At 58.2% G+C, this 22,805-nt stretch carries 20 protein-coding genes; 4 read left to right on the top strand and 16 right to left on the bottom strand.

Going from position 1 to position 22,805, the window contains the following annotated elements:
- Positions 1–657: 657 nt before the first annotated feature.
- The 6 genes from ACM6JQ_RS04250 to galE all read right to left on the bottom strand — a co-directional run bounded on the left by ACM6JQ_RS04250 (position 658) and on the right by galE (position 6,857).
- Entirely contained in the window at positions 658–2,736 is a 2,079-nt protein-coding gene (locus ACM6JQ_RS04250; RefSeq protein ID WP_414893276.1) for a YjbH domain-containing protein, read from the bottom strand.
- A complete protein-coding gene (locus ACM6JQ_RS04245; protein WP_007910555.1) occupies positions 2,733–3,491 on the bottom strand; it encodes a capsule biosynthesis GfcC family protein in 759 nt (252 codons plus the stop codon). The genes ACM6JQ_RS04250 and ACM6JQ_RS04245 overlap by 4 nt, the downstream gene beginning before the upstream one ends.
- Positions 3,491–4,156 (bottom strand): YjbF family lipoprotein, encoded by a 666-nt coding sequence (locus tag ACM6JQ_RS04240; protein WP_414893275.1) that lies wholly within the window; start codon positions 4,154–4,156, stop codon positions 3,491–3,493. Before ACM6JQ_RS04240 ends, ACM6JQ_RS04245 begins: the two co-directional genes overlap by 1 nt.
- 11 nt (positions 4,157–4,167) lie before the next feature.
- The gene (locus tag ACM6JQ_RS04235) at positions 4,168–5,229 is read right to left on the bottom strand and encodes a polysaccharide biosynthesis/export family protein (RefSeq protein WP_042705001.1); all 1,062 of its coding nucleotides are present in this window, start codon (positions 5,227–5,229) and stop codon (positions 4,168–4,170) included.
- Between the two features lie 144 nt (positions 5,230–5,373).
- Positions 5,374–5,610: a hypothetical protein gene (locus ACM6JQ_RS04230; RefSeq protein ID WP_007910552.1), complete on the bottom strand. Its 237-nt coding sequence runs from the start codon at positions 5,608–5,610 to the stop codon at positions 5,374–5,376.
- Between the two features lie 230 nt (positions 5,611–5,840).
- Positions 5,841–6,857, bottom strand: a complete 1,017-nt coding sequence (gene galE, locus ACM6JQ_RS04225) for a UDP-glucose 4-epimerase GalE (protein ID WP_007910551.1) — start codon at positions 6,855–6,857, stop codon at positions 5,841–5,843.
- 392 nt (positions 6,858–7,249) lie between these two features.
- Between galE and galU the strand changes: the two genes are divergently transcribed.
- Entirely contained in the window at positions 7,250–8,083 is an 834-nt protein-coding gene (gene galU / locus ACM6JQ_RS04220) for a UTP--glucose-1-phosphate uridylyltransferase GalU (RefSeq protein ID WP_007910549.1), read from the top strand.
- Between the two features lie 29 nt (positions 8,084–8,112).
- Positions 8,113–8,517: a mannose-1-phosphate guanylyltransferase gene (locus ACM6JQ_RS04215; RefSeq protein WP_414893274.1), complete on the top strand. Its 405-nt coding sequence runs from the start codon at positions 8,113–8,115 to the stop codon at positions 8,515–8,517.
- 120 nt (positions 8,518–8,637) lie between these two features.
- Here ACM6JQ_RS04215 and ACM6JQ_RS04210 read toward each other — a convergent pair whose 3' ends face one another.
- The 8 genes from ACM6JQ_RS04210 to ACM6JQ_RS04175 all read right to left on the bottom strand — a co-directional run bounded on the left by ACM6JQ_RS04210 (position 8,638) and on the right by ACM6JQ_RS04175 (position 18,333).
- On the bottom strand, positions 8,638–9,768 hold the full coding sequence (locus ACM6JQ_RS04210; RefSeq protein WP_414893273.1) for an SGNH/GDSL hydrolase family protein: 1,131 nt from the start codon (positions 9,766–9,768) through the stop codon (positions 8,638–8,640).
- 223 nt (positions 9,769–9,991) lie between these two features.
- Positions 9,992–11,038, bottom strand: a complete 1,047-nt coding sequence (locus ACM6JQ_RS04205) for an acyltransferase family protein (RefSeq protein ID WP_414893272.1) — start codon at positions 11,036–11,038, stop codon at positions 9,992–9,994.
- Positions 11,039–11,050: 12 nt separating this feature from the next.
- Complete coding sequence (locus ACM6JQ_RS04200; protein WP_007910541.1) at positions 11,051–12,154, bottom strand: hypothetical protein; 1,104 nt, start codon at positions 12,152–12,154, stop codon at positions 11,051–11,053.
- A complete protein-coding gene (locus tag ACM6JQ_RS04195) occupies positions 12,145–13,377 on the bottom strand; it encodes a polysaccharide biosynthesis C-terminal domain-containing protein (RefSeq protein WP_123377045.1) in 1,233 nt (410 codons plus the stop codon). Before ACM6JQ_RS04195 ends, ACM6JQ_RS04200 begins: the two co-directional genes overlap by 10 nt.
- Positions 13,374–14,486 (bottom strand): polysaccharide pyruvyl transferase family protein, encoded by a 1,113-nt coding sequence (locus ACM6JQ_RS04190; protein WP_414893271.1) that lies wholly within the window; start codon positions 14,484–14,486, stop codon positions 13,374–13,376. Before ACM6JQ_RS04190 ends, ACM6JQ_RS04195 begins: the two co-directional genes overlap by 4 nt.
- Positions 14,487–14,501: 15 nt before the next feature.
- Complete coding sequence (locus ACM6JQ_RS04185; RefSeq protein WP_414893270.1) at positions 14,502–15,584, bottom strand: glycosyltransferase family 4 protein; 1,083 nt, start codon at positions 15,582–15,584, stop codon at positions 14,502–14,504.
- A 40-nt stretch (positions 15,585–15,624) separates the two neighbouring features.
- Positions 15,625–17,853 carry a polysaccharide biosynthesis tyrosine autokinase gene (locus ACM6JQ_RS04180; protein ID WP_414893269.1) on the bottom strand — a complete coding sequence of 743 codons (2,229 nt, stop codon included), beginning with the start codon at positions 17,851–17,853 and terminating at the stop codon, positions 15,625–15,627.
- A gap of 39 nt (positions 17,854–17,892) precedes the next feature.
- Positions 17,893–18,333: a low molecular weight protein-tyrosine-phosphatase gene (locus ACM6JQ_RS04175; RefSeq protein ID WP_414893268.1), complete on the bottom strand. Its 441-nt coding sequence runs from the start codon at positions 18,331–18,333 to the stop codon at positions 17,893–17,895.
- Between the two features lie 294 nt (positions 18,334–18,627).
- Here ACM6JQ_RS04175 and ACM6JQ_RS04170 point away from each other — a divergent pair, with 294 nt between their 5' ends.
- Complete coding sequence (locus ACM6JQ_RS04170; protein ID WP_123377048.1) at positions 18,628–19,584, top strand: glycosyl hydrolase family 5; 957 nt, start codon at positions 18,628–18,630, stop codon at positions 19,582–19,584.
- 202 nt (positions 19,585–19,786) lie between these two features.
- Entirely contained in the window at positions 19,787–20,713 is a 927-nt protein-coding gene (gene tal, locus ACM6JQ_RS04165; protein WP_007910528.1) for a transaldolase, read from the top strand.
- Between the two features lie 216 nt (positions 20,714–20,929).
- On the opposite strand, the gene rssC is transcribed toward tal, so the two are convergent.
- Entirely contained in the window at positions 20,930–21,412 is a 483-nt protein-coding gene (rssC, locus tag ACM6JQ_RS04160) for an anti-sigma factor antagonist RssC (protein WP_003226553.1), read from the bottom strand.
- Positions 21,412–22,593, bottom strand: coding sequence for a two-component system response regulator RssB (gene rssB / locus ACM6JQ_RS04155; RefSeq protein WP_042705031.1), 1,182 nt, complete (start codon positions 22,591–22,593; stop codon positions 21,412–21,414). Before rssB ends, rssC begins: the two co-directional genes overlap by 1 nt.
- Positions 22,594–22,805 lie beyond the last annotated feature (212 nt).

Genomic DNA, 22,805 nt, shown 5'->3' with positions numbered 1-22,805 from the left:
ACGCCTTCGCGAGCAGGCTCACTCCCACAGGGATTTGTGTTTGGCTCAAGCCTTGTGGCTAGACACGTAACCTGTGGGAGCTGGCTTGCCAGCGATGGCGCTGTGTCAGGCGACATCAATGTTGCAGGTGCTTGCCAGCGATGGCGGTGGGTCAGCCAATAACAATATTGAATGTGCCGACCTCATCGCTGGCAAGCCAGCTCCCACAGGGATTCGGGATTGGCTCGGGATTTGTGGCGTGACAAATAGCCAATGTAGGCCTTCGCCTGCTCGCGATGGCGGTGGGTCAGGCATCAGGGATGTCGGCTGGTCGAACGCTATCGCGAGCAGGCTCACTCCTACAGGGGATTTTTGGCTGGCTCGGGATTTGTGGCGTGACAAATAACCAATGTAGGCCTTCGCCTGCTCGCGATGGCGATGGGTCAGGCAACAAGGATGTCGGCTGGTCGGGCGCTATCGCGAGCAGGCGAAGGCCTACAGGGGATTTGTGGTTGGCTCAGGCCTTGTGGCTAGACACATAACCTGTGGGAGCTGCGGTGCGACGATTCGACTTGCCAGCGATGGCGGTGGGTCAGCCAATATCAATCTTGAATGTGCCGACCTCATCGCTGGCAAGCCAGCTCCCACAGGTTTCAGAGGTGTTTCGGATATCTGCGCTTACTCGGTAATCTTCTCGAAATTCCGATAAAACATATCCCCTTCCCGGCTATCGGTCATCGAGTGCAGTTGGTAGCCGCGATTCAGTCGCGCACCACCGTCACGGGTCAGTGGGGCCCAGACCAGGTTGGCGCGGCGCATGGTCGACATGCTCATCATTTCGTCGAACGGGATCGACAGGTAGATGCCTTTGTCGAAACTACCTTCGCCATATTCCGCGCTGCCCGCCGTGGTGATCGTCGCCCACGCGCCAAAGCGCACGCCATTGAAAAACTCACGCGAGATGTCCAGCGTGCCGCCCCAGTCTCCGGCCAGATAACGCCCGACGCTAACCGCCGCCAGCGTATCGAACGGCAGATCGGTATACCCGGTGATATGCCCGGTCACCACCGAGTAATCACGCAACGCAAAACCCTGATCGAAATCACGCTGCCGCACCCAGTTGATATCCGCGCCCACCGACCAGCGCTCACCGGTCGGGCGGAACAACACTTCGCCGCCAACACCGGCAAACATCGATTCCAGATAACCGCCATACACCATGCCGTACCAATCTTTATCCAACTGCTCGGCATGGCTGACCTGAAACAACGGCATGGTGGTGTTAGACGTGGTCAGGTACTGACGCAAATCCGTGCGCACACGCGGCAAGCCGCTCGGCGCGTCGTAGGTGAATTTGTCGAAGTTGTTGGCCAGGTTGGCACTGAGCAAGCCGCTCCACCAGGTGTTGCGATTGAAGCGGTATTCGGCGTCGGCATCGGCGCTCAATTGATAGAGCAAGCCATCCGGACCGCCAACGTTCTGCTTGAAGCCCAACCCCACGCCATAACTGAAATGCTGCGGCGCTTCGGTGTAAAGGGTCTTTTCGTTACGCGGCATCGCCGGGTTGATCTCGGTGGTGCGGTGCAGCGATTGCAGCGGCTCTTCGTTGTTGATCACTTCGCGGAAGGTCTGGCGCGGCACGCTGGTTTCTTCCAGCGGCAAGTCGTAGCGCTTGTTGACCACGGTGAACCAGTCGATGTCGTCGTTGACGCTGTTGTCGAGAATCCGGCTCGCCCGCCCGACTGCCTTGGACGAATGGAAGTAACGCTGCTGCTCGCCATACACAATCAGTTCGGAATCACGCTGCGTGATGCGCTCGACCTTGTAGCCGGCATTCTGCTGCAAACGCTGCGAGACGTTGGCCCAGTTGACCTGATCCATCGCCGTGGTCGGTGCCTTCGCCGGCAGCGGTTCCGGGGTCGGATCGTAAGTCTTCGCCGGTGCCTTGCGGCTGACGAAATTGGTGTGGAAAGTCACGCCAAACATCGCCGTATTACCGCGCTCCCACGCCGCACTGACATCGACCGAATCAGTCACCTTGAACACTGCGCCAAGGTTGATCGGCGAGTCCTGTTTGATCTCGTTGTCCTTCGGCTCGTGCTTGTAGTCGTTACCTTCGAATTCGAGTTTCAGGCTGAGGCGATCCCACGGCGTCTGATAGCTCACGCCACCGAAGAACGACGGCCGCCCACGAAAGTACGAACCCGAGTTGACGTCACCGGTGCCTTCCAGGGCCGGACGGGTATCGAAACGATCACTGACGTAGCCCAACGGGTTGTCGATATCGCCGCGATTACCGAGGTAACCCCAGGCGATCCCGGCGCTGAAATCGAAGTTGTCGTAGCGCTTGTTGGCAACGAAAAATTCACTGGAGAACAAACCCGTACCGCCGACGTCTCGGAAGCCCAGCGCCACATCGGGCAGCCAGTGGCTTTCCTGCCACAGCCGGACTTTGACGTCGACCGCCTTGTCCTTATAGCTTTGACTACCGCTGAGGGCCTCCGAGCCGTACGGCCGGTTGGTGATCGCGGTGTAGCGAAACGAGCCTTCGAGCCAGTCCAGCGGCTGCAACGACACGCTGTAGCGACTGTACGGATCGGTGCGGTTGGCGTTGACGCTCAACTCGCCGGCCGGGGCCATGCGCGCGGTCGGCGTCTGCAACAGACCGGTGCCACCGAAGTCATTCTGGGTAATGCGCGGCTCTGCATGAGCCAAACCACACGGCAATAACAACACAGCTGCAAAACGTAACTTCAACGAACCACCTCGGCCAGCTGCGTGGCAATAAATTCAGCCAACTGCTGATTCAGCTCAGGGATAGGCGGATCAAGATCATCATTCTTCAACGGCACCAGAATCTTGCTGCCGGCCACCGGAAACTGCCCGGACTCGCGATTCCAGTGGGCAATGCCGACGCGCCGCGACACGCCGTTGGGCTGGATCAGCCACAGGTAATCGGCTTCGGCATCGGCCAGAATCGAGCAGTCTTGCAGATACTCACGGGCCTCCTGCAACGGCTGATACGGCAAGTGACACGGCTCGGCGACTGCGCCCAACACTTGCACTTCGTCGACGCGTTGCGGATAAACCAGACGATCGCCGTCATCGAGGCGAATGTTGCGCGCGAAGCCGACTTCCAGCGCCACCGGATCGAGATCGGCAATCTGCCGTCCGGTCACCGGCATCCGCCGCACTTCTTCGGCAATACGCTGCGCCAGCGCCGCCCGACTCGGCAGATCGAACAGCATCGACATGCGTTGCAGCACATCCAGGTCAAACAACACGCCGACCTTCAGCCGCGTTTGCTCCTCGATCAGCGACTGACGCAGCAACCCGCCCGCCAGCCAATAACCTTCGGCATTCGGCACGGCTTCGCTGATCACATCGAGCAAGCGCCCGCCGGCTGGTAACGCGACCGGCCCGGGATTGGCGACATCGCCCGAGACCGTGACGGCCGCCTGACTCACACTCGCGACCAGCAACAAGCTCGCCGATAATATTTTCAGGCGCATCACGGCAGGTGCCTGCGATCAGGGGTCAGTTGCACAACCTTGACGCGTAACTGCGAGGTCAGTTGCTGCTCGCTCTGCAAAATGAAACCGTCACGCGGATCGACCCAGTAACGATTGGTCGCGCTCAGGCCAATGGCCGGGGCGTCAATCTGTTCATCGACACGCAGCACGGTGTATTCCTTGTCGAGAATCTGCAGGGTCTGTTCGGAGCGGCGGGAGAAGCGGCTGTTGACGATCACCCCGACTTCCTGGCCCTTGTAGAGGTCGATCCAGCGCCGCGTGGTGAAACCGTCGGCGACGAGGTGCAGGCCTTGTTTGAACGGCGAGTCATCGGCCAGCCGCGTGCCATCGAGATCGCCTTCCAGACCCAGACCAATGCTGCGCACGGCGAGGCCATTGCGCAGCAGCAGAACCTGTTTGCCCGAGGCGACCCAGAACTGCAGGTCTTCGCGCTCGCGCACCAGCGCCAGCACCCCGGAACCGGACGGCGTGGTCAGTTTCATTTGCGGATAATTGACCCCGGCCACTTCAGCCGCCGACACGTCGACCTCATCCGGGCCGACGACTGCCGCCTTAAGGTTGTTCAACGAAGCGCTCATCAGCGGGTTACAGCCGCACAACAACGAGGCCGCCATCAGGCACAGGCCAACTTTCAAAATATTCAAAGTCGGCGACCTTATTTGCTGTTGTTACTGTATTCGCTCCAGTTCTTCGCAGCGGAAGCGCCAGTGCCGACAATCGATGCCGACGGCACCAGTTGGCTGATCAGACGGTTCCAGCGAGTCACGTTGGCAGGCCCGACATACACCACGTCCTGCGGGCGGACTTCGAAGTGCGAAGCGAGCGCCATGGCAGTCGGCGATTCAGCTTCCAACTGGTAGATCTTCGCCGGCTCGACATCGAGGTTTTCCACGCCACGAATGACGTACACCGCGTTGCCGTTGGAGGTGGTCTGGCTCAAGCCGCCGACCGAACCGAGCACATCGGTGAGGTTCATCGTCGCGGTCTTGAAACTCAACGCGCGCGGCTGGTTGACCTCGCCCATCACGTAGATGCGCTTGTTGTCGTTGTACGGCAGATACAGCTGATCGCCGCCCTTGAGGAAGACGTTCTGCAACTCGGAATCCTGCTGATTGAGCGAGTCGAGGTTGAGCGGATACGTGCGGCCGTTGCGGGTCAGCAACAGCCCGGACAAATCGGCATTGTTGGTATCGATGCCGGCGGAACCGAGGGCTTCGACCACGCTCAGCGGATTGGTCGAAATCGCTTGCGGGCCGGCCTTGGCCACCGCGCCAGTGACCACGACTTTCTGGCTGGCAAAACGCAACACCGCGACATCCACCTGCGGCTCGGCAATGAATGCCGACAGCCGCTGTTCAATGTCCGAGCGCAGTTGCTGGATGGTCCGGCCGGTGGCCTGGACTTCCTTGATGAACGGGTAATAGAGCGTGCCATCGGAGCGCACCAGACGGCCGTTGGCATCGATCTGTTGTTGCGCGCCGGACGGGGCCGTCAGCTCGGGGTGATCCCACACGGTGATGTACAGGACATCGTTGTTGCCGATGCGGTATTCGGCCGGGGTCGCCAACAACTCCGGCGGCAGCGACTCACGCTTTTGCGTGGCGCGGTTCATGGCAATCAGCTTGGGCGTGATCGGAATCAGCTCGACCCGGCTGCTTTCGCTGGCGCCCTGGCGGGTGATGCTGCCGGTGCTGAGGTATTGACCGGGGGAAAACATGCAACCTTGCAAAGCGAGACTTGCCAACATTAAAAGATAAACACTACGAGTCATAATGGCACTACGCTATTCAAGGGCGAATCCAAAAACAAAGTCACCCGACTTGCGTCGGGCGACCTTGTACTGCACTAACAGAACTTCCTGTTAGTTATGCGTGCCGGTTGTACCGGTGGTACCCGTCGTACCGGTGGTACCGCCGTTGGCACTGCCACCGCTGTTAGACGCCGCTACAGCACTGGCAACCATTGCAGTACTGGCTGCGGGCGCTTGAGAAGCCGCCACGTTGCCACCTACATTGGTTACCGCTGTCAGCGGTGCTTCAGCGGCGGCAGCCCAGTTGCTCAACATCGTCAACAGGGCAACTGCCATCACTTTTTTCATATCAACTCCTTTCTAACATTCGACCTGTTAAAAAACCGGCCTCAGTTAGCGGTGGTGAGTTCAAGTCCGCAAAAAGCGCGAACATGATCCGTCGTTCTTTCACAGTCTTACCCAACTGATAAAAGTCGAACGGCAGGTTTATATCTACGGACTTGCAAAAGGCATTGCCAGTGTAATTTCCCGACGTTATCTAACAACCTGACTGAAAATAACATTGAGTTAAATGGCCATCATCCCAAGTAGCCTTTGGGATGGTTCGATTGCCAGCGCCAAGTGTCAGTGACCATATCCTGCAAGTTGCGCGTGGCTTTCCAGCCAAGTTCCTTCGCAGCCTTGGAGGCGTCGGCCCAGCTCTCGGCGATATCCCCGGAACGGCGCGGCATCATCCGGTAAGGCACCGGTTGCCCGCAGGCCTGTTCAAACGCTTGGAGCACTTGCAGCACGCTGTAGCCATCGCCCGTGCCAAGGTTCCAGGTATGAATGCCGGTGCGTCCGGAGATCGACTGCAACGCCTTCAAGTGACCGTCCGCCAGATCGACGACGTGGATGTAATCGCGCACGCCAGTACCGTCGACAGTCGGGTAATCGTTGCCGAAGATCGACAACTCTTGCAGGCTGCCGACCGCCACCTGACTGATGTACGGCACCAGATTATTCGGGATGCCATTGGGGTCTTCGCCCATATGGCCGCTGGCGTGGGCGCCGATCGGGTTGAAGTAGCGCAGCAAAGCAATGCTCCAGCGCGGCTCGGCCAGGCTCAGGTCACGCAGCACGTTCTCGACGATCAGCTTGGACTGGCCGTAAGGATTGGTCGGATTACCAGTGGGGAAATCCTCGCGGATCGGCATCTGCTCAGGCTCGCCATACACCGTGGCCGACGAGCTGAACACCAGTCGGAACACCCCCGCCGCCGCCATTGCCTGGCACAGATTAATGCTACCGCTGACGTTGGTCTCGTAGTACTCGAGCGGTTTGCGCACGCTTTCGCCGACCGCTTTCAGGCCGGCAAAATGCAGCACCGCGTCGATGTTGTGCTCACGGAAAATCCGGTCGAGCAGTGCCCGGTCACAGACATCGCCGCGGATCATCCAGGCACTCTTGCCGCAAATGCCCTCAACCGCGTGCAACGATGCTTCGCTGCTGTTACAAAGGTTATCCAGTACAACAACTTCATAACCTGCTTCAAGTAGAGCAAGTGTGGTGTGCGAGCCGATATAGCCGGCGCCACCCGTTACCAGAATCTTCATAGCGCGATCCGTCTTTGAATGAGTGACAAGTAGCGTGTCAAGCCTGATTCATTGAAGATGTGTCACAATCCACACAAACAAGGCGACAACAACCGAAAACAAAACTAGTTCAATGACTGGCAATAAATATTTTTGCAGGTCACACTGTATTGCCCGCTACTTATTAGCACTCCCTGTGCACTCATCACTATCAACAGATACCGACTAAAAATAACTAATAAGGCACTTACCGACATCTCATAACATTGTCGTGTTTTACCGTCACGAGCATTTGCCATTAATAACCTGACTCAGGTATTAAAGTAAGCCTTCAATCCAACATTGAAACTTGTACGCCCTTAATTAGGGCGCGCATCTGTCGCCTGTGTTCCATGACTGTCCAGGATACTTTTATGATTCGTAAATGTTTGTTCCCCGCTGCCGGCTACGGCACGCGTTTCTTGCCGGCCACCAAAGCCATGCCTAAAGAGATGCTGCCAATCGTCAACAAGCCGTTGATCGAATACGCCGTTGAAGAAGCACGGGACGCCGGCCTGCAACACATGGCCATCGTCACCGGTCGCGGCAAGCGTGCGCTGGAAGACCATTTCGACATCAGCTACGAACTCGAACACCAGATCCGCGGCACCGAGAAAGAGAAGTTCCTCGCCGGCACCCGTGAGCTGATCGACACCTGCACCTTCTCCTACACCCGTCAGGTGGAAATGAAGGGCCTGGGCCACGCGATTCTCAGCGGTCGTCCGCTGATCGGCGACGAACCCTTCGCCGTGGTGCTGGCCGATGACCTGTGCCTGAACCTCGAAGGTGACGGCGTACTCACGCAGATGATTGAGCTGTACAAGAAATTCCGCTGCTCGATCGTCGCCATCCAGGAAGTCCCGGCCGACCAGACCCACAAGTACGGGGTGATCGCCGGCGAGCTGATGTCCGACGGCATCTACCGGGTCAACAACATGGTGGAAAAACCGGCCCCGCAAGACGCGCCGTCGAACCTGGCGATCATCGGTCGCTACATCCTCACTCCGGACATCTTCGACCTGATCGCCGACACCCAACCGGGCAAGGGCGGCGAAATCCAGATCACCGACGCGCTGATGAAGCAAGCGCAGAACGGCTGCGTGCTGGCCTACAAGTTCAAAGGCCTGCGCTTTGACTGCGGTGACGCCGAGGGCTACTTGCAGGCGACCAATTTCTGCTACGAAAACGTCTATCTCAAGGGCCGCTGAGACGGCTCCCTTCACTCAACGAGGCCACCATGAACATTGCACAACATTCCGTAGAGATTGAACGCGAGGTGGGTAACCTCGGGGTGATGAGCTGGCTGTCACGCCATCAGCCGTTGCCCAGCGCCAACGAGTCCTGGCTGGGCACGATTCTGCTGGTGGAGCGGATTGGCGTGTTTCCCGCGTCCGGGGATATCCGCCGGCCGATGCGCGATCCCTATCCGCTGCTCGCGCATTTGAAAAAGCTGTACGGCGAGCAGGCGCTGGAGATGGATGACAGTGATGGGCTGAAGGTGATCTTCAGCGACTGGCGCTTTCGCGTGCGGATTTGCTGTAACGACCCGGCGATCATCATCAACGTGGAAACCCGTTGTGATACGCGGTTGATGCCGCAGAAGATTGCGGAGTTGCTCGAGCAGGTCGACGCCTTCGAATAACTCCTCTCACCTGATCGTTCCCACGCTCTGCGTGGGAATGCATCCAGTGACGCTCTGCGTCACCCAGCGAAGGGACGCGGAGCGTCCCGGGCGGCATTCCCACGCGGAGTGTGGGAACGATCAGTGTGGCGAAGCTTCGCAACCGCTTTGGGTGCCAGTGATCCAGCCATAAAAATAATCGGCAATGACCTTCCCGCCCGTGGCCGGTACCGGATGAATCTTGTCCGGACCAATCATCGCCGCCGCGTAGCGTTTAACGTCCGGCCCGAACGCGCATTGCAGGTTGGCGTACCCCAGATGCTGCTCCCGCGCCCACGGTTCAAGCACCTGCGCATACGCTGACATCGGGTAAGCACTGGAGCGCGTGGTGTCCTGACGCATGATCAGGTTGATGCTCGCCTGCGGTTGAATCTCGCGCAGCATGCCCACCAGCCCCTGAACATTCTGCAAGTACTGCGCGGGTTTAACGCCGAAGCCCTGATCGTTACCACCGAGCATGATCAGGTAAACATCAGCGGGGATCTTCGACACGGCAGCTTTCCACTGCACCTGCCATTGCGGATCCTTGTGATAGAAATCTGCAGACGCTGCGCCCGATGCCGCCAGTTTCGAAACCCGCACGCCGCTCTGATCGTTGCTCATCCACAAGCCGAACAACGTCGGCGCGCCCTTCACCACTTCCAGTTTGAAGGACCAGTCTTTCGCTGCAGACAGGCCTGCCAATGGCACTTCCTGAACCCCCGCGCCTGTCAGCGTCATGGGCTGCCAATCTTCTGAAGGTGACCAGCGGTAACGGATCTCGGAGGATTCGCCTGTGCCCAGGTAAAGCAATTTCGCCTGAGTGACCGCCGTATCGATGCGCGGCGTCGGGTTGGCATCCACTTGCAGCCAAGCGCCGGGCCGGCCTGTTACCGTGCGACTGTCCGGGCTCGCCTGGCCCAGGTCTGAAACCTTCCAGTCGCCGCCAAAGTACTTGTCACTGCTGCGGGTGTATTTGAAATGCGTGCCGCCCAGCGCGGCACCGTGGTTGAAACCGACGTAACCGGGCCCGGCAAAACCGACCTCCCCGGCCACGCGTTGCACCAGTTTGTTCAGGTAGAAATCCTGCCCGGCAGTGTAGCTGTCACCGATTACCGAGACTGACAACACCTTGCCGGCCTTGCCTTCACGCCACTGGGCAAAACGCTCGCGGGCATCGCCCACCTGAACCACCGACGCTGCGACGTGTTGCGCATCATCTACTGCCACCATGCAAAATTTTCCTTCAGTCTGAAATGGCCCACTGGATGCCGGGATGTACACAGATCAACTGTAGGAGCTGTCGAGTGAAACGAGGCTGCGATCTTTTGATCCTGCGCTTCAAAAACAAAATCAAAAGATCGCAGCGTGCCGCAGCTCCTACAAGAGATCTTGTGTACGACACGGATCCACTGTGGGAGCGACGGTGCGACGATTCGACCTGCTCGCGAAGCTCTTAGCTGTTTTGTGGTTGCACCACCGAAGTGACAGGCACCAACGGTTTCTTCTTCGCCGCGCGCTCGCCAAGAAACAACACCGAAGTGAAATTGAACCGGCTGAAAATCATCGACAACACCACCGGCCCGAGCAAGCCACAACTCAAGCCGCCGAGCACCAGCAGGCTTTCATCCTTCACCCCCAACCGTCCCAGTACAAACCGTGACGTTGCCGCAAACAGCACATGAAACAGGAAGATCGCGTAGGAATAACCACCGAGCCAGGTCAGCGCCTTCGAGCGCATATCACTCGACAGCAAGGCGATGCACGACACGCAACCGACAGTCAGACCGATCAAACTGCGACGATCAACAATCAGCTCGCGATCAATCGCCGCCACATACAACAGCGTCAACGAGATCAGTACAAACACCAGCGGCCCGATCACCTTGAAGCGCTGCTTCAACGCGTCGACATTCTCCTGGCCAATCATCCCCGCGACAAAAAACGGCAGCAGATAAATCGCGCCGTTAATTCCGAACGCATCGAACTTGAACGGCGGCAGCAGAAACAACAGCGCCGCAAACGCAAACAGCCCATACAAGCGCGTCGCCGAACGCAACATCCCGCGCCACTCCAGCAGCCCGACGAACATGAAAATGATGAACACCGCCTGCAGGAACCAGAAGTGGTTGATCGGCACCCAGAACGACAACAACGCGTCGATCACCCCGACATCCTTGTTCACCCCCGGCCCCACCGCTTGCAACACCGAGAACGGTACACCGACGCAAAACAGCGGCACGATCAAGCGCCGCACCTTGCCGCTGAAGAACGCGGAAAAGTCATTGCCACGAATCTTGTAGATGGAATAGATGTACCCGGAGATGAACGTGAACAGCGGCATACGCACATACACCATCGAATCGGCGAGCACCCGGAACGGCGAGCCGATATCGATCTTCAGCCCGCCGCCCAGCGGTCCGATGACGTGATAGAGCACCAGCAAAAGGCACGCCAGCCCGCGCAGGGTTTCAATCTCCAGGGACTTTTTCTTGCTCGACATAAAGCACCTGCCTCAATTCAGAATTCGTGATTCAACCTGCACCGGTTTGTTCGCCCGCAGCATCAGGCCCAGGCCGACAAACAACACCGGCACCACCATCGAGAAGTGCCGGGCGAAGGAGCCGAAGTCCGGCTCGAACAGGCCTTGCACCAGCAGAAACGCCAGCGGGATCGCGATCAGTTCCTTGGGCTTGGTCTGGATCGGCGCGCCTTTGTAGTCGGTCGAGGTGATGACTTTGAACAGCAGCAACGCGGTCATGATCATCAGCGCCACGAAGATCACCTGCCCCGGCCCCGAGAGCAGAATCAGCTCCACCGGAAACGACAGTCGGAAGAAGATGATCATCGAGTCCAGCGCCTGCGAAACGAAGTCGCTGCCGCTGAGCCACGACACGATCAACGATTTCGAGCCCTCCTCGCCCGCCGTGCGCAACTCGTTGTTACTGGCGCGAATCGATGACACCGGAAAGCCCAGGGCGATCTGGATCGACATCGCCACAGCGAGGTAGAACAGGAACAACATCAGGAAGAAGGTCGTGCGCGACACGTACTTTTTCATCACGCAGACGCCGACCCACGACAGCGAAAACAGAATCCAGTAAGGCCGGATCAGCACGCCGTAGATCACTGCCGAGAGAAAAAACCCGCCGCGATATTTACGCGTCAGCGAGCTGAGCAGAATGCTCAACACCGCCACCGACACAATGATTTCCTTGGTCAGGTTCTCCAGGAAAAACGAGCGCACAATCCCCCACAGACACAAGGTGCCGAAGATCGCCAACGGCATGCGCCGAAACACCACCACCGGAATCGCCGTGAGGAAAAAATTACAGAACATGCCGTAGGCCCAGGCATTGGTCAGGTTGATCCCGGTGGGCCGCAGCAGGAACGCCGAACACTCGTAGGACGAGCGATCCGGCGAGAACGGGTTCCAGAAGTTGCAGTTGTCGGCACGCGCGTAAGACGACCACAAGGTCATCGCATCCGGACCCGGATCACGCGGGATCAGCAGCGGCATGGCCACTGACAGAAACAGCCCGGTGAAGAGGATCAGGAACGACACATACGAATCGAGTCGCTTGCCACGAAACTCGATGCACGGCAGCTTCAGGCCCATGACAATGCGGCCTTTTTCGCCTGGGTCGCACGGGTCAGCACAGCAATCACCACAAGCTGCACGATGATCGCGAAGACATTGCCCCACGCCGCGCCGTAAATCGAATAATGCTTGATCAGCAGATAGCTGACCGGCACTGACACCAGCAGGCAAATCGCCGCACTGGCCAGCGACACCCGACTGTTTTTCGAGGCAATCAAACCGCCCCAGACAATGTCGCCAATCGCCCGTAAGGCGAAGGAAAAAATCAGCACGCCAAGAATGCCGTTATCCGGGCGCGGCACGCTGGTAGCGACGTAATCGAGCACCACGTTGAAAAACACATAGATCGCCACCGCCACCGCCGCCGACACCACCAGCGAGCGCATGACCCACTTGTTGATGAACAGTTGCTTGACCGTGAACGGCTGTTGATCCGCCTGAAAACGCTTGGCCAACAGCGGAATCCCGACCACCGCCACCACCGCGTAAGACAACGCCTGCAAGGTGTTCGCCGCCGACCACGCGTACACGTATTGACCCAGTTTGGCGTACGGTTCGAGGTCGGCGATCAGAAACCGCTCGGCGTACTGACTCAAGGCGATCAACCCGGTGCCGAGGTAAAACGGTAATCCCGCTTTCCACACGGCGGCGGTGGCCAGTGTCCCGGCTTCTCGGCCGTGATGAACGTTCACCACGATCAAGTAACCGGCGATGATCACCAGCACGTTGGCGGCGACCCACAGCCACAATACACTGGCGATTCCCGAGACCCAACCGAGCATCATCCCGCCCACCGCCAACACCGCCCAGAGACCGGTCTTGATGAAGAACAGCAATGCGCCGGCCGTGGCTTTCTGCGCGGAAAACACGAATGAGTTGATCTCGAACGACAGGTGCTCTGTGAGCAACACCAAGGTCACGCAGAGAATCAGCGTGGCGGTCGCTTCGACTGTCTGGAACAGCGAATAAATCAACACCGTTACCACCGACAGCACCAGCCCCACTGCCAGATACAGCAGCAGAACTTTGTCGACCACGCGGCGCGAACTGCCGCCGACGCTGATCAAGCGATTGATCTCGGAACTGAAACCGACGCTGTAGAACTTCGACGCAATCAGCGACGCCGCGACCACCACACCGTAAAAGCCCAGCGCCTCATAACCGAGGTAATGGGTGATCGCCAACACCAGCAAAAACTTCGCGCCTAACGCTCCGCCGCGAAGCAGCAGCCGAAATATCATCGAACGACACCCTTGATGATGTCGTCCATGGCCACGGTTTTCGCTTCGATTTCACGGCAGGTGTCGGTCAGGCGTTTGCCGAAATTCGACAGCGCATTCGGCGCGTAAACCGTGTTGATGATGGTGTCGACATTGATGTCGCCGCCGTTGATCACCCAATCCTCGACACCCATGTCCTGATAGGCGCCAAAGCCTTTGCGTTCATAGCTGATGTGGTACGCCGGCACGCCGGAGAGCAGCGATTCGATGGCGCCGTGCAGGCGCACGGAAATCACCAGGTCCGGCTGATATTTGGCAATCGTCGCCTTCAACGACAGCAAGTCTTCGGTAATGCCCAGCTCGCGATAAAACGCACCGTCATCGTTGCCACGCACCGCGCTCTGTACGGCGCAAACCACTTTGCTTTTGTTCTTCAGGCGCTGCAGCAGCACTTTCAGATTGGCCACGTAAGCGACTTTCTTTTCCTTGCTCCACTCCGGCGGCTTGCGCAGTACCACGCACACGGTGGCTGGCGAAGACGCGCAGCGGGTGAATTTTGCTTGCTGGAGGATTTTGCTCGCCAGCGACTGCACCGCCAGATCCGGTGCGCGGTAGACGTTGGCGCAGGCATCGAAAATCGCCGAAGAGCGATTGTCGCGGACGAACACCGCATCAGCACTGGCGTAATGCTCGACGATCTTACTGCTCTCGCCATGGAACGGGCCGATGCTTTGCGGCAAGTACACCGACGGCACTTTGCTGAGGATCGCGGTTTCCAGTTGTTTGGCGTGGCCGAGTTTCAGCTTGATGTGTTCGAAAGCACTTTTCGAGCGCATGTAGCCGCCGCCGACACCGACGATCAGGTCGGTTTTCTTCAACAGATCCGCCAGCCCGGCGTAGGACTGATTAAGGAACACCGCTTGCTTGACCCGGCCCAAACCTTTGGCCGCCATCACCGGCGCGTCGAAACGCGGGTGCGGCAAGTAGCTGAAAGAGTCCGGATCGGAGGCCACGACACTGATCGCGGTGTCTTCACCAAAGTTGCGCTGCACCAGCGCGATGGCCAGATCGACGAGCAGACCGTCACCGGAGTTGGACGCACTGTAGCCATGCAAAATCGTTACGTTCATATGCTTGAGTTCTACTTAAAAAGTGGGAGCGCGATACAGGTCGTAGGTCTGGCGAATCATCAACGCGGCACTGAAACGCTCGCGGACGATGCTCCGACCTTGGTTGCCGAGGTCGAGCAGGCGCGGCTTCTGGATGATCGTCAGGACATCGGCCAGCGCCTGGTGATCACCGGACGGGAAGACATAACCGGAGACTTCATTGGTGACCAGTTCAGGCAGCGACGTGCAGTTGCTGGCGATCACCGGCAAGCCCATGGCCATGCCTTCCAGCGGCACCATGGCGAAACCTTCCCAGCGACTCGGCACAATCAGCGCATCGGCTTGCTGATACAGCGCCTGCACTTCGCTCGGCGTGACCCATGGCAGGTATTCAACAGAGTCCATCGGCGGGCACTCCACCGCGTCCTCGTTCACCGCGCTGCCGACCACGGTCAGCTTCAAGTCTTTGCGCTGCACATTGGCGAAGGCCTTGAGCAACACGTCGAAGCCTTTCTGGTAATCGAGACGACCGACAAAGAGCAGATGAATCGGCTCGGGACTCGCCGCTTTCGGCGCATCATCCTTGCGGTGAATGCCGTTGTAGATCAGCGTCATGCGCTTGCGCTCGATGCCGAAGCGTGCGGCTTTGTCGAGTTCGTACTGACTGACGCAAATGATCACGTCGGTTACTTTCTGCAGTACTCGCTCGATCCACGCATAGACTTTCTGCTTGGTCGGCGAGCTTTCCATCAGGAACGAAAACGCGTGCGGGCAGTAGACGATTTTCGGCTTGCGCCACGGTCGCAGCAGCACACACACGCAACGGCCGATCACCCCGGAAAAGGTGCTGTGCAAATGCACCACGTCGGGTTTTTCCTTGAGCATGACCTGGGTCAGGCGCCAGGCGAAACGCAGCAACGACGGTACATTGCGCCCGGTGCGCGGGAAGGTGCGGATCTGTTGCTCGCCAATGCCGTGCAACTCTTTGGCCTGATCATCCGGGACCAGATACACCAGCTCGTAGTTCGCCGCATCGCCTTCCGGCGAAGCCGAAATCGTGCGGATAACGGTCGCGACGCCACCTTTGATCGTCTCTGCCACGTGCAGTATTTTTTTCACAAATCACCCACTTCAAACAGGAAAAAGCAGTCGCTGACAGTCAGGATTTGTCGGACGCGTATTCGTAGTTGTAATAGCCGTAGCCGCCGTTGCCGTAGTAGCTGGCGGCGCGCTTCTCGACGCCGTTGAACACCGCGCCTTTGAGCTCGATGCCGTTCTGCGCGAAGCGGCGAATGGTCAGTTCGATCTCTTTGGCCGGGTTCACCCCGAAGCGCGTGACGATCAGGCTGATCCCGGCTTCACGGCCAACGATTGCCGCATCGGTCACCGCCAGCAGCGGCGGCGTATCGATGATCACCAGGTCGTAGCGCTCGCTCAGTTCCGCCAGCAGCTCGCGGAAGTTGGCGTGCATCAACAGTTCGGAAGGATTCGGCGGAACCTGACCACGACTGATGAAGTGCAGGTTGTCGACTTCGATTTTGTTGATCGCCTGATCGATACTGCAGCGCTTGACCAGCAGGTCGGACAAGCCGTTGGTGATCGGCGTGTTGAGGGTTTTGTGCAGGTGTCCTTTGCGCATGTCGGCATCGATCAGCACCACGCGCTGGCCGCTCAGGGCCATGACGGCGGCGAGGTTGGACGAGACGAAGGTCTTGCCGACCTGCGGGCTCGGCCCGGAAATCATGATGCGGTTGTTGGTCGAATCGAGCCCGGCGAAGTGCAGGCAGGTGCGCAGGCTGCGGATCGATTCGATCGACAGATCCGTCGGGTTACGCAGGGCCAGCAGGTACGCCGGTTTGTCGACACCGTCGCGGGCGCGGCCTTTTTTGTTGTCTTCTTCATCCTGCAAGGCGCTGTACGGAATCGACGCGTACACCGGCAAGCCGAGTTGCTCGATGGCCTCCGGGCCTTCCAGACCACGGCTCAGGGATTTACGCAGCAGCACCAGCGCCACACCAACGAAGGCACCGAGGAAGGTGGCAATCAGCACAATCAGGGCTTTTTTCGGTTTGACCGGACTGGTCAGGTCGACATCCGCCGCGTCGACCAGACGCACGTTACCCACCGCGCCGGCACGGACGATGTCCAGCTCTTGGGATTTGTTCAGCAACTGCGTGTAGATCTGCGAGGCCACTTCGACATCGCGGGTCAGGTTGAGCAATTCCTGCTGTGTCGCGGGCAGATCGCCGACTTTGCCTTCCAGCGACTTCTGTTGCTGGATCAGTTCGCCGATCTGGCTCATCAACGCGCGATAGGCCGGATGCTGCTTGGTGAACTTGCGATCCATCTCCGCCTGCTGCATTTTCAGCTCGGAGATTCGCGTTTCCAGCGCTACCGACTGACCGAGCACCGATTGGGTTTCCAGCGAGATGTTCACGGTCTTGCCGTGGGTCTGGTAGGCGTTCAACGCATCGCTGGCCTTGGCCAGATCACGCTTGACCTGCGGCAACTGGCTTTGCAGGAAAGCCAGACTTTGCGCCGCTTCCGCCGAGGTGCGGCGCACGTTCTGATCGACGTACAGCGCAGCAATCTTGTTGAGGATCTTCACCGCTTCAGCGGCGTCGCTGCTGGCCAGCGCCAGTTTGATAATCCCCGATTCCTTGCCCTGCTCGGAGATGTCCAGCGCGTCCTGATAGCCTTGAATGGTCACGATTCGCGGGTTGCGCACCACTTCGAAACGCGTACCTGGGTTAGCCAACAACTGCGTGATCTGCCCTTCTACGCCATCCTGCGCGAAGGCTTCGCCCGCCGTGCCTTCTACCAGCAGGTTGTCGTTGTCATCGAGCAACTGGAAGCGCTTTTGTTCGCCAGCAATCAGGGTGAGTTTCTTGCCCAGCAGTTCTTTCGGCAGATTCAGCCGGGCAAACTCCAGGCGTTCACCACCCCAGGCGTAGCTGGTCAAACCGAAACGCGGCGCAGCGACGCTGGTCTCAGTCTCGCCGCGATAACGCCGGGCGAGAAAGCCGCCGATCATCGGGAAGGTGTTGGGGGTGACATCGATATCCAGGCGCAAGTCGTCGACGGTTTTGCCGATCACCGCGCGGGATTTGATGATGCCGATTTCGGTCACCGACGGTGATTGCCCGCCGAGCATGCTATTGAGGTCGGAAAACCCGAGCATGTCGTTCTTTTTCGGCTCGACCTGCACCAGCGCATTGGCCAGGTACACGGGCGTGGCCAACACTGCATAGGCCACACCGGTGACCATAAAGGCGCCGGTGAGCGCGCCGATCAACCATTTCTGGTCGATCAAACTGCCGAATATGCCGAGAAGATCAATACTGTCTTGATCATTGTCGCGGGTGCCGATGACGGACGGTAACTGCATAAGTCTGTTCTTACCATTCATTGATCTGAAGAATATTTATCAACGCGCGAGGCGTTGCGCCCATGAGCTAACAGCATCTTCAATCAATGCATGGGCATGAATAAAAGCGGCCTTGCCTTGACGATACGGGTCTTGTATTTCGCGCTCGCTCTGCCACTTGCCGAGGAGAAACACTTTGCCTCTGGCGTGAGAGGCAATCTTCAGTACTTGATTAACATGCTGTTTTTCCATGACCAGAATCAGGTCTGATTCATTGACGATGTCGGCGGTCAGTTGCCGTGCCCTGAAGCCTTCGGCGTTATGCCCATGGTCTTCCAGCACTTGCCGGGCGGAAGCTTCGACACCTTCGCCAACCCGCGCCGACAGGCCTGCGGAGGAGACGGTGATCGCTGAAGGGGCCAGCGCGTTACGCAGCATCAGTTCTGCCGTCGGACTACGGCATATATTGCCCACGCAAACGACAAGGATCTTTCTGAACAAGGTTTTACTTTCCTGTGTAATGTCAAACGGCCAACATCTCAAGAGCAATTGAATGAACCCTCAAGATCTTCCTGCACTCAGAAATAGATTCGCCCTGTTAGTACCGAAGTATTAAGTACCACAGCGTTTAAAAGCCCCCCAACCACAATTAGCGGACTAAAAATAACTGTGATTTTCGAGTGATTGTTTTCCGACAAAAAATAACATTCGTGCACTAAGTGCCATTACCTCACTCGAAAATTGAGAAACGAGATCATTTATTCGCAGTTGTCACTTCTCTTCGGGAGAACAGACATGAAATCAACACCTCTCAAAAAACTCGGCGCTTTGGCGTTAATGATGGCGGGGGCTACGACCCAGCTTCACGCCAGCGAGCTGTTTCCCAACCTTCCGGCCAAGAACATCGGCGTACAAGTAAAGATCCAGAACTTCACGGCCGCCGACGCCGCGCAGATCAAATCGGCTGGCTTCGGGTTTGTCCGCTTCGGTGTGTGGAGCGACAGCCTGACGGCCAAGGCTTATCAGAAACAGGTCAGCGACGCCTTTGCGGTGGCGCAATCGGCGAGCCTGCCGGTGTTGCTGACGGTCCGCGCGATCAAGCCGTTACCGGCCACATCGAGCGCCGAGCTGACCTCCGCCGGTGAAGGCTTCGGCAACGCCGTGACAGGGCTGCAACAGTCGTACGGCAAGCAACTGGTGGCGATCGAGCTATGGAATGAACCCGATCTGGAAACCTACTGGCCGACAGGCAAGTTCGACACGACGTTTGTGCCGTTCATGAGCGGCGTGTGCAAGGCGTTGCAGGCGCAACCGCCATCGACACCGGTGATCGGCTACGGCTTCGCCCGCCCACCTAGCGCCGGCTCGGCTTCAACCGTGGCGCTGAACCGCATCGTCAGCGAATATCCCAAATGCCTGAGCGCGGTGTCCTATCACCCCTACGGCATGACCGCCACACAGATCAGCAACGCGCAAAACTTCATTCAGCAAAACTTTCATCTGCCGGGGATCATCAGTGAATGGGGGATTTCGGCGCTCACCTCCAATGGCGGGCCGGAAGGACAAGCGAGCAAGATCAACGCGTTTATTGGCGATGTTAAAAAACTCAATATCCCGCTGACGTCCATCTACGAATGGAAGAACAGCGATTCCGGCAGTAACGATCGCGAGAAGAACTTCGGCCTGCTGACTTCTGACGGCCAGCCGAAACCGGCGCGCATGTCGGTCGAAGCCCTGTTGAACGCCGGGTAGTTCCTGAGCAACCGATCTGTACGCAGGTCGGTTGCTTTGAACCTGTTGGCCGTTTTGGCATCGTATTCATCGATACCGCGCCCCGCCTTTCAAACAATTGTTTTCAGGTTGTTGCCGCAGGGGCCATCGATACACGCACCTACCCTTGAGTGGCCGTCAGCGCTCGGGTAATGTCATCAGAACCATAGGACAGAGCACGCCCATGACTTCCAAGCTGGAACAACTCAAACAATTCACCACCGTGGTTGCCGACACCGGCGACTTCGAAGCGATCGCCCGAGTCAAACCGGTCGACGCCACCACCAACCCTTCCCTGCTGCTCAAAGCGGCGGCCATTCCGGCCTACGCCGAGCTGCTGAACGCCTGCGTCAGCGACTGCAAGGGCGATGTCGGCCTGGCCAGTGACCGTTTCGGCGTCGCGGTGGGTCAGGAAATTCTCAAAGTGATCCCGGGCCGTATTTCCACCGAAGTGGATGCGCGCCTGTCGTTCGACAAGGATGCCGTGCTGAAACGCGCACATCGCTTGATCGAGCTGTACGACAAGGCCGGTATCGGTCGTGATCGCGTACTGATCAAGATCGCCTCGACCTGGGAAGGCATCCGCGCCGCCGAAGTATTGGAAAAGGAAGGCATTCAGACCAACCTGACCCTGCTGTTCTCCTTCGCACAGGCTGCCGCGTGCGCCGACGCGGGTGTGTTCCTGATTTCGCCATTCGTGGGCCGCATCTACGACTGGTACAAGAAGGCCAATGGCAACGACTACACCGGCGCCGATGATCCGGGCGTACAGTCGGTTACCCGCATCTACAATTACTACAAGTCCAATGACTACAAAACCGTGGTCATGGGCGCGAGCTTCCGTAACCTCAATCAGATCGAGCAACTGGCCGGCTGCGACCGCCTGACCATCAGCCCGGACCTGATCGACAAGCTGGCGGCCGATACCGGCAAGCTGGAGCGCAAACTGGCCCCAGGCAACGCCGGTGAAGCCCGTCTGAGCCTCAATGAAGCGCAGTTCCGCTGGTTGTCCAACGAAGACGCGATGGCCACCGAGAAACTGGCTGAGGGCATTCGTCAGTTTGCTCGCGACCAGGAGAAGCTTGAGGCGCTGTTGCAGGCCAAGCTGTGATTTGAGTGGGTGAAATGCAAAAAGGGCGAACCTTCACAGGTTCGCCCTTTTTTGTGTGCGCTGGATTACATCAGTGTTCTTGCGAGAGCTATCGCGAGCAGGCTCACTCCTACAGGGGATCTGTGGTCTGATCGCGATTGTGTGTCGAATGAAGAACCCTGTAGGAGTGAGCCTGCTCGCGATGAGGCCAGCAGGGCCTACCCTCAATTCAGCGGATCAATGCCGCTCGAGGGCATTCACCAGATCATGAAACGCTTCACGATTGGAATCGTTGAGGCCCATGAGGATCTTGTGCGCTTCGAGCACCTTGATCCGCACCACTTCTTCCGACTGGTCCTGATCCGGCAGGTCGTCCAGGCACTCCGGGCATGGCACCGGGTGGTTGACGATGTTGAACACCTGCTCGAAGCCCATCGATTGCAGCAGACGGGTAATGTCTTCGTGGGTGGTGACGACGGTCGGCAACAGGCCGACCTTCTGCCGCGACAGGATCGACAGTTTGGCCAACAGGCCCAATGTCGTGCTGTCGATGCTGCGGGTTTCGGTCAAATCGATCACGATCGCGTTGAAATTCAGCGCGGTGAAGATTTTCTCAATAGTCGCATCCAACGCCGAACACAGGGTCAGGCGAACTTCACCGACGAACTTCAGGACGAAGGTGCCGTCCTGCTCGGCGAACTGGATTCTACCGGTACTCATTAAAGATTCCTGCTCAACACCAACAGGGCGATATCATCCGGCATCTCCCCTAGCGTGGCCAATCCAAACACTTGCCGCAGACCATCCAGGCTGCCGCCCGCCGACTTCACCCGTTGAGGCAAAGCGGCTTCTTTTTCTTTGAGCGTAGGTTCTGGCAAAAGATCCAGAATGCCATCGGACATCAGCGTCAGGCTGAATGTCGGCGGCAGCTCAAGCACGTGGTCTTCGTAGGTGGCTTCATTGAACAGCCCCACCGGCAGACCACGCCCTTCGAGATAACGAACACTGTCAGGCGTGTACAACACAGGCAACGGCAGATGGCCGCCGATGCTATAGGTCAACAAACCGGTCTCCTCGTCGATGACTCCACCGACCATTGTGACGTGTTTACCCAGCTTACAACTGATCAGCCCCCGGTTGATATGACCAAGGACTTCCGAAGGCTTGAATTCCGGCAATGTGCCGTTGCGCTTGGATTCGAACAGCAAGCGCGTGGTCATGAACTTCAGCAGCACGGTGACGAAGGCTGAAGAGGCGCCATGACCGGAGACGTCCGCCAGGTAAAACGCGACCCGGCGCTCGTCGACACGGAAATAGTCGACAAAATCACCCGAAAGGTACAACGACGGGATGATCTGGTGCGCGAACTTGAACTCGTCGATGCTCCACGGGCTTTCCGGCAGCATGTTCATCTGCACCTGGCGACCGGCGTTCTGGTCTTCCTGGAGCAGGTTGAGGCTGGCCTCAAGCTCGCGGTTGGCCTTTTCCAGCTTCTCGCGGTAGCGCTGGTTTTCCACCAGCAGGCGCGCACGATCCAGGGCCCGGCGCACAGAGTGCTCGAGCACAGCCAGATCTTCGAGAGGCTTGATCAGGTAGTCCGCCGCGCCCAGGCGCAGAGCCTCGACCGCGTCGTTCATCACGCCGGCACCCGACACCACGATCACCGGCGTCTGCGGTGAACGCTCGGTAACCTGACGGATCAGTTCGAGACCGCCCATCTGCGGCATGCGCAGATCGCAGATGACCAAGTCGGGCTGTTCTTGCTCGAATACCTGAAGACCCTGTTGGCCGTTGCTGGCCTGCAGGACGCTGAAACCACTGTCTTCCAAATAGGCCGCGAGGCTCGCGCGCACTACTTCGTCATCATCGATTATCAGCAGCGTGGCACTGGTTTTTGGCATGTGGGCAAACGGCGCCAGAATTAGGTTGGCGTAGTTGGCGGGGCATCGGGCCCTGCGCAGACTACTGGATTCGCTTTCTAGCCTCTCTGCTGCACCGCTTTCGAGCATTGTCTGCAAACGCGGTTACATCAGAGGTGCCCTTCTAAGGCGCAGACGGTACTCCCATCCGCAGAGCGTTTCAAGCATGCGCCGATGGTCGCTTGACGACTTTA

The sequence above is a fragment of the Pseudomonas sp. IT-232MI5 genome (assembly GCF_949767845.1).
Lineage (GTDB): Bacteria > Pseudomonadota > Gammaproteobacteria > Pseudomonadales > Pseudomonadaceae > Aquipseudomonas.
This window is presented reverse-complemented; position numbering and strand designations above follow the sequence as displayed.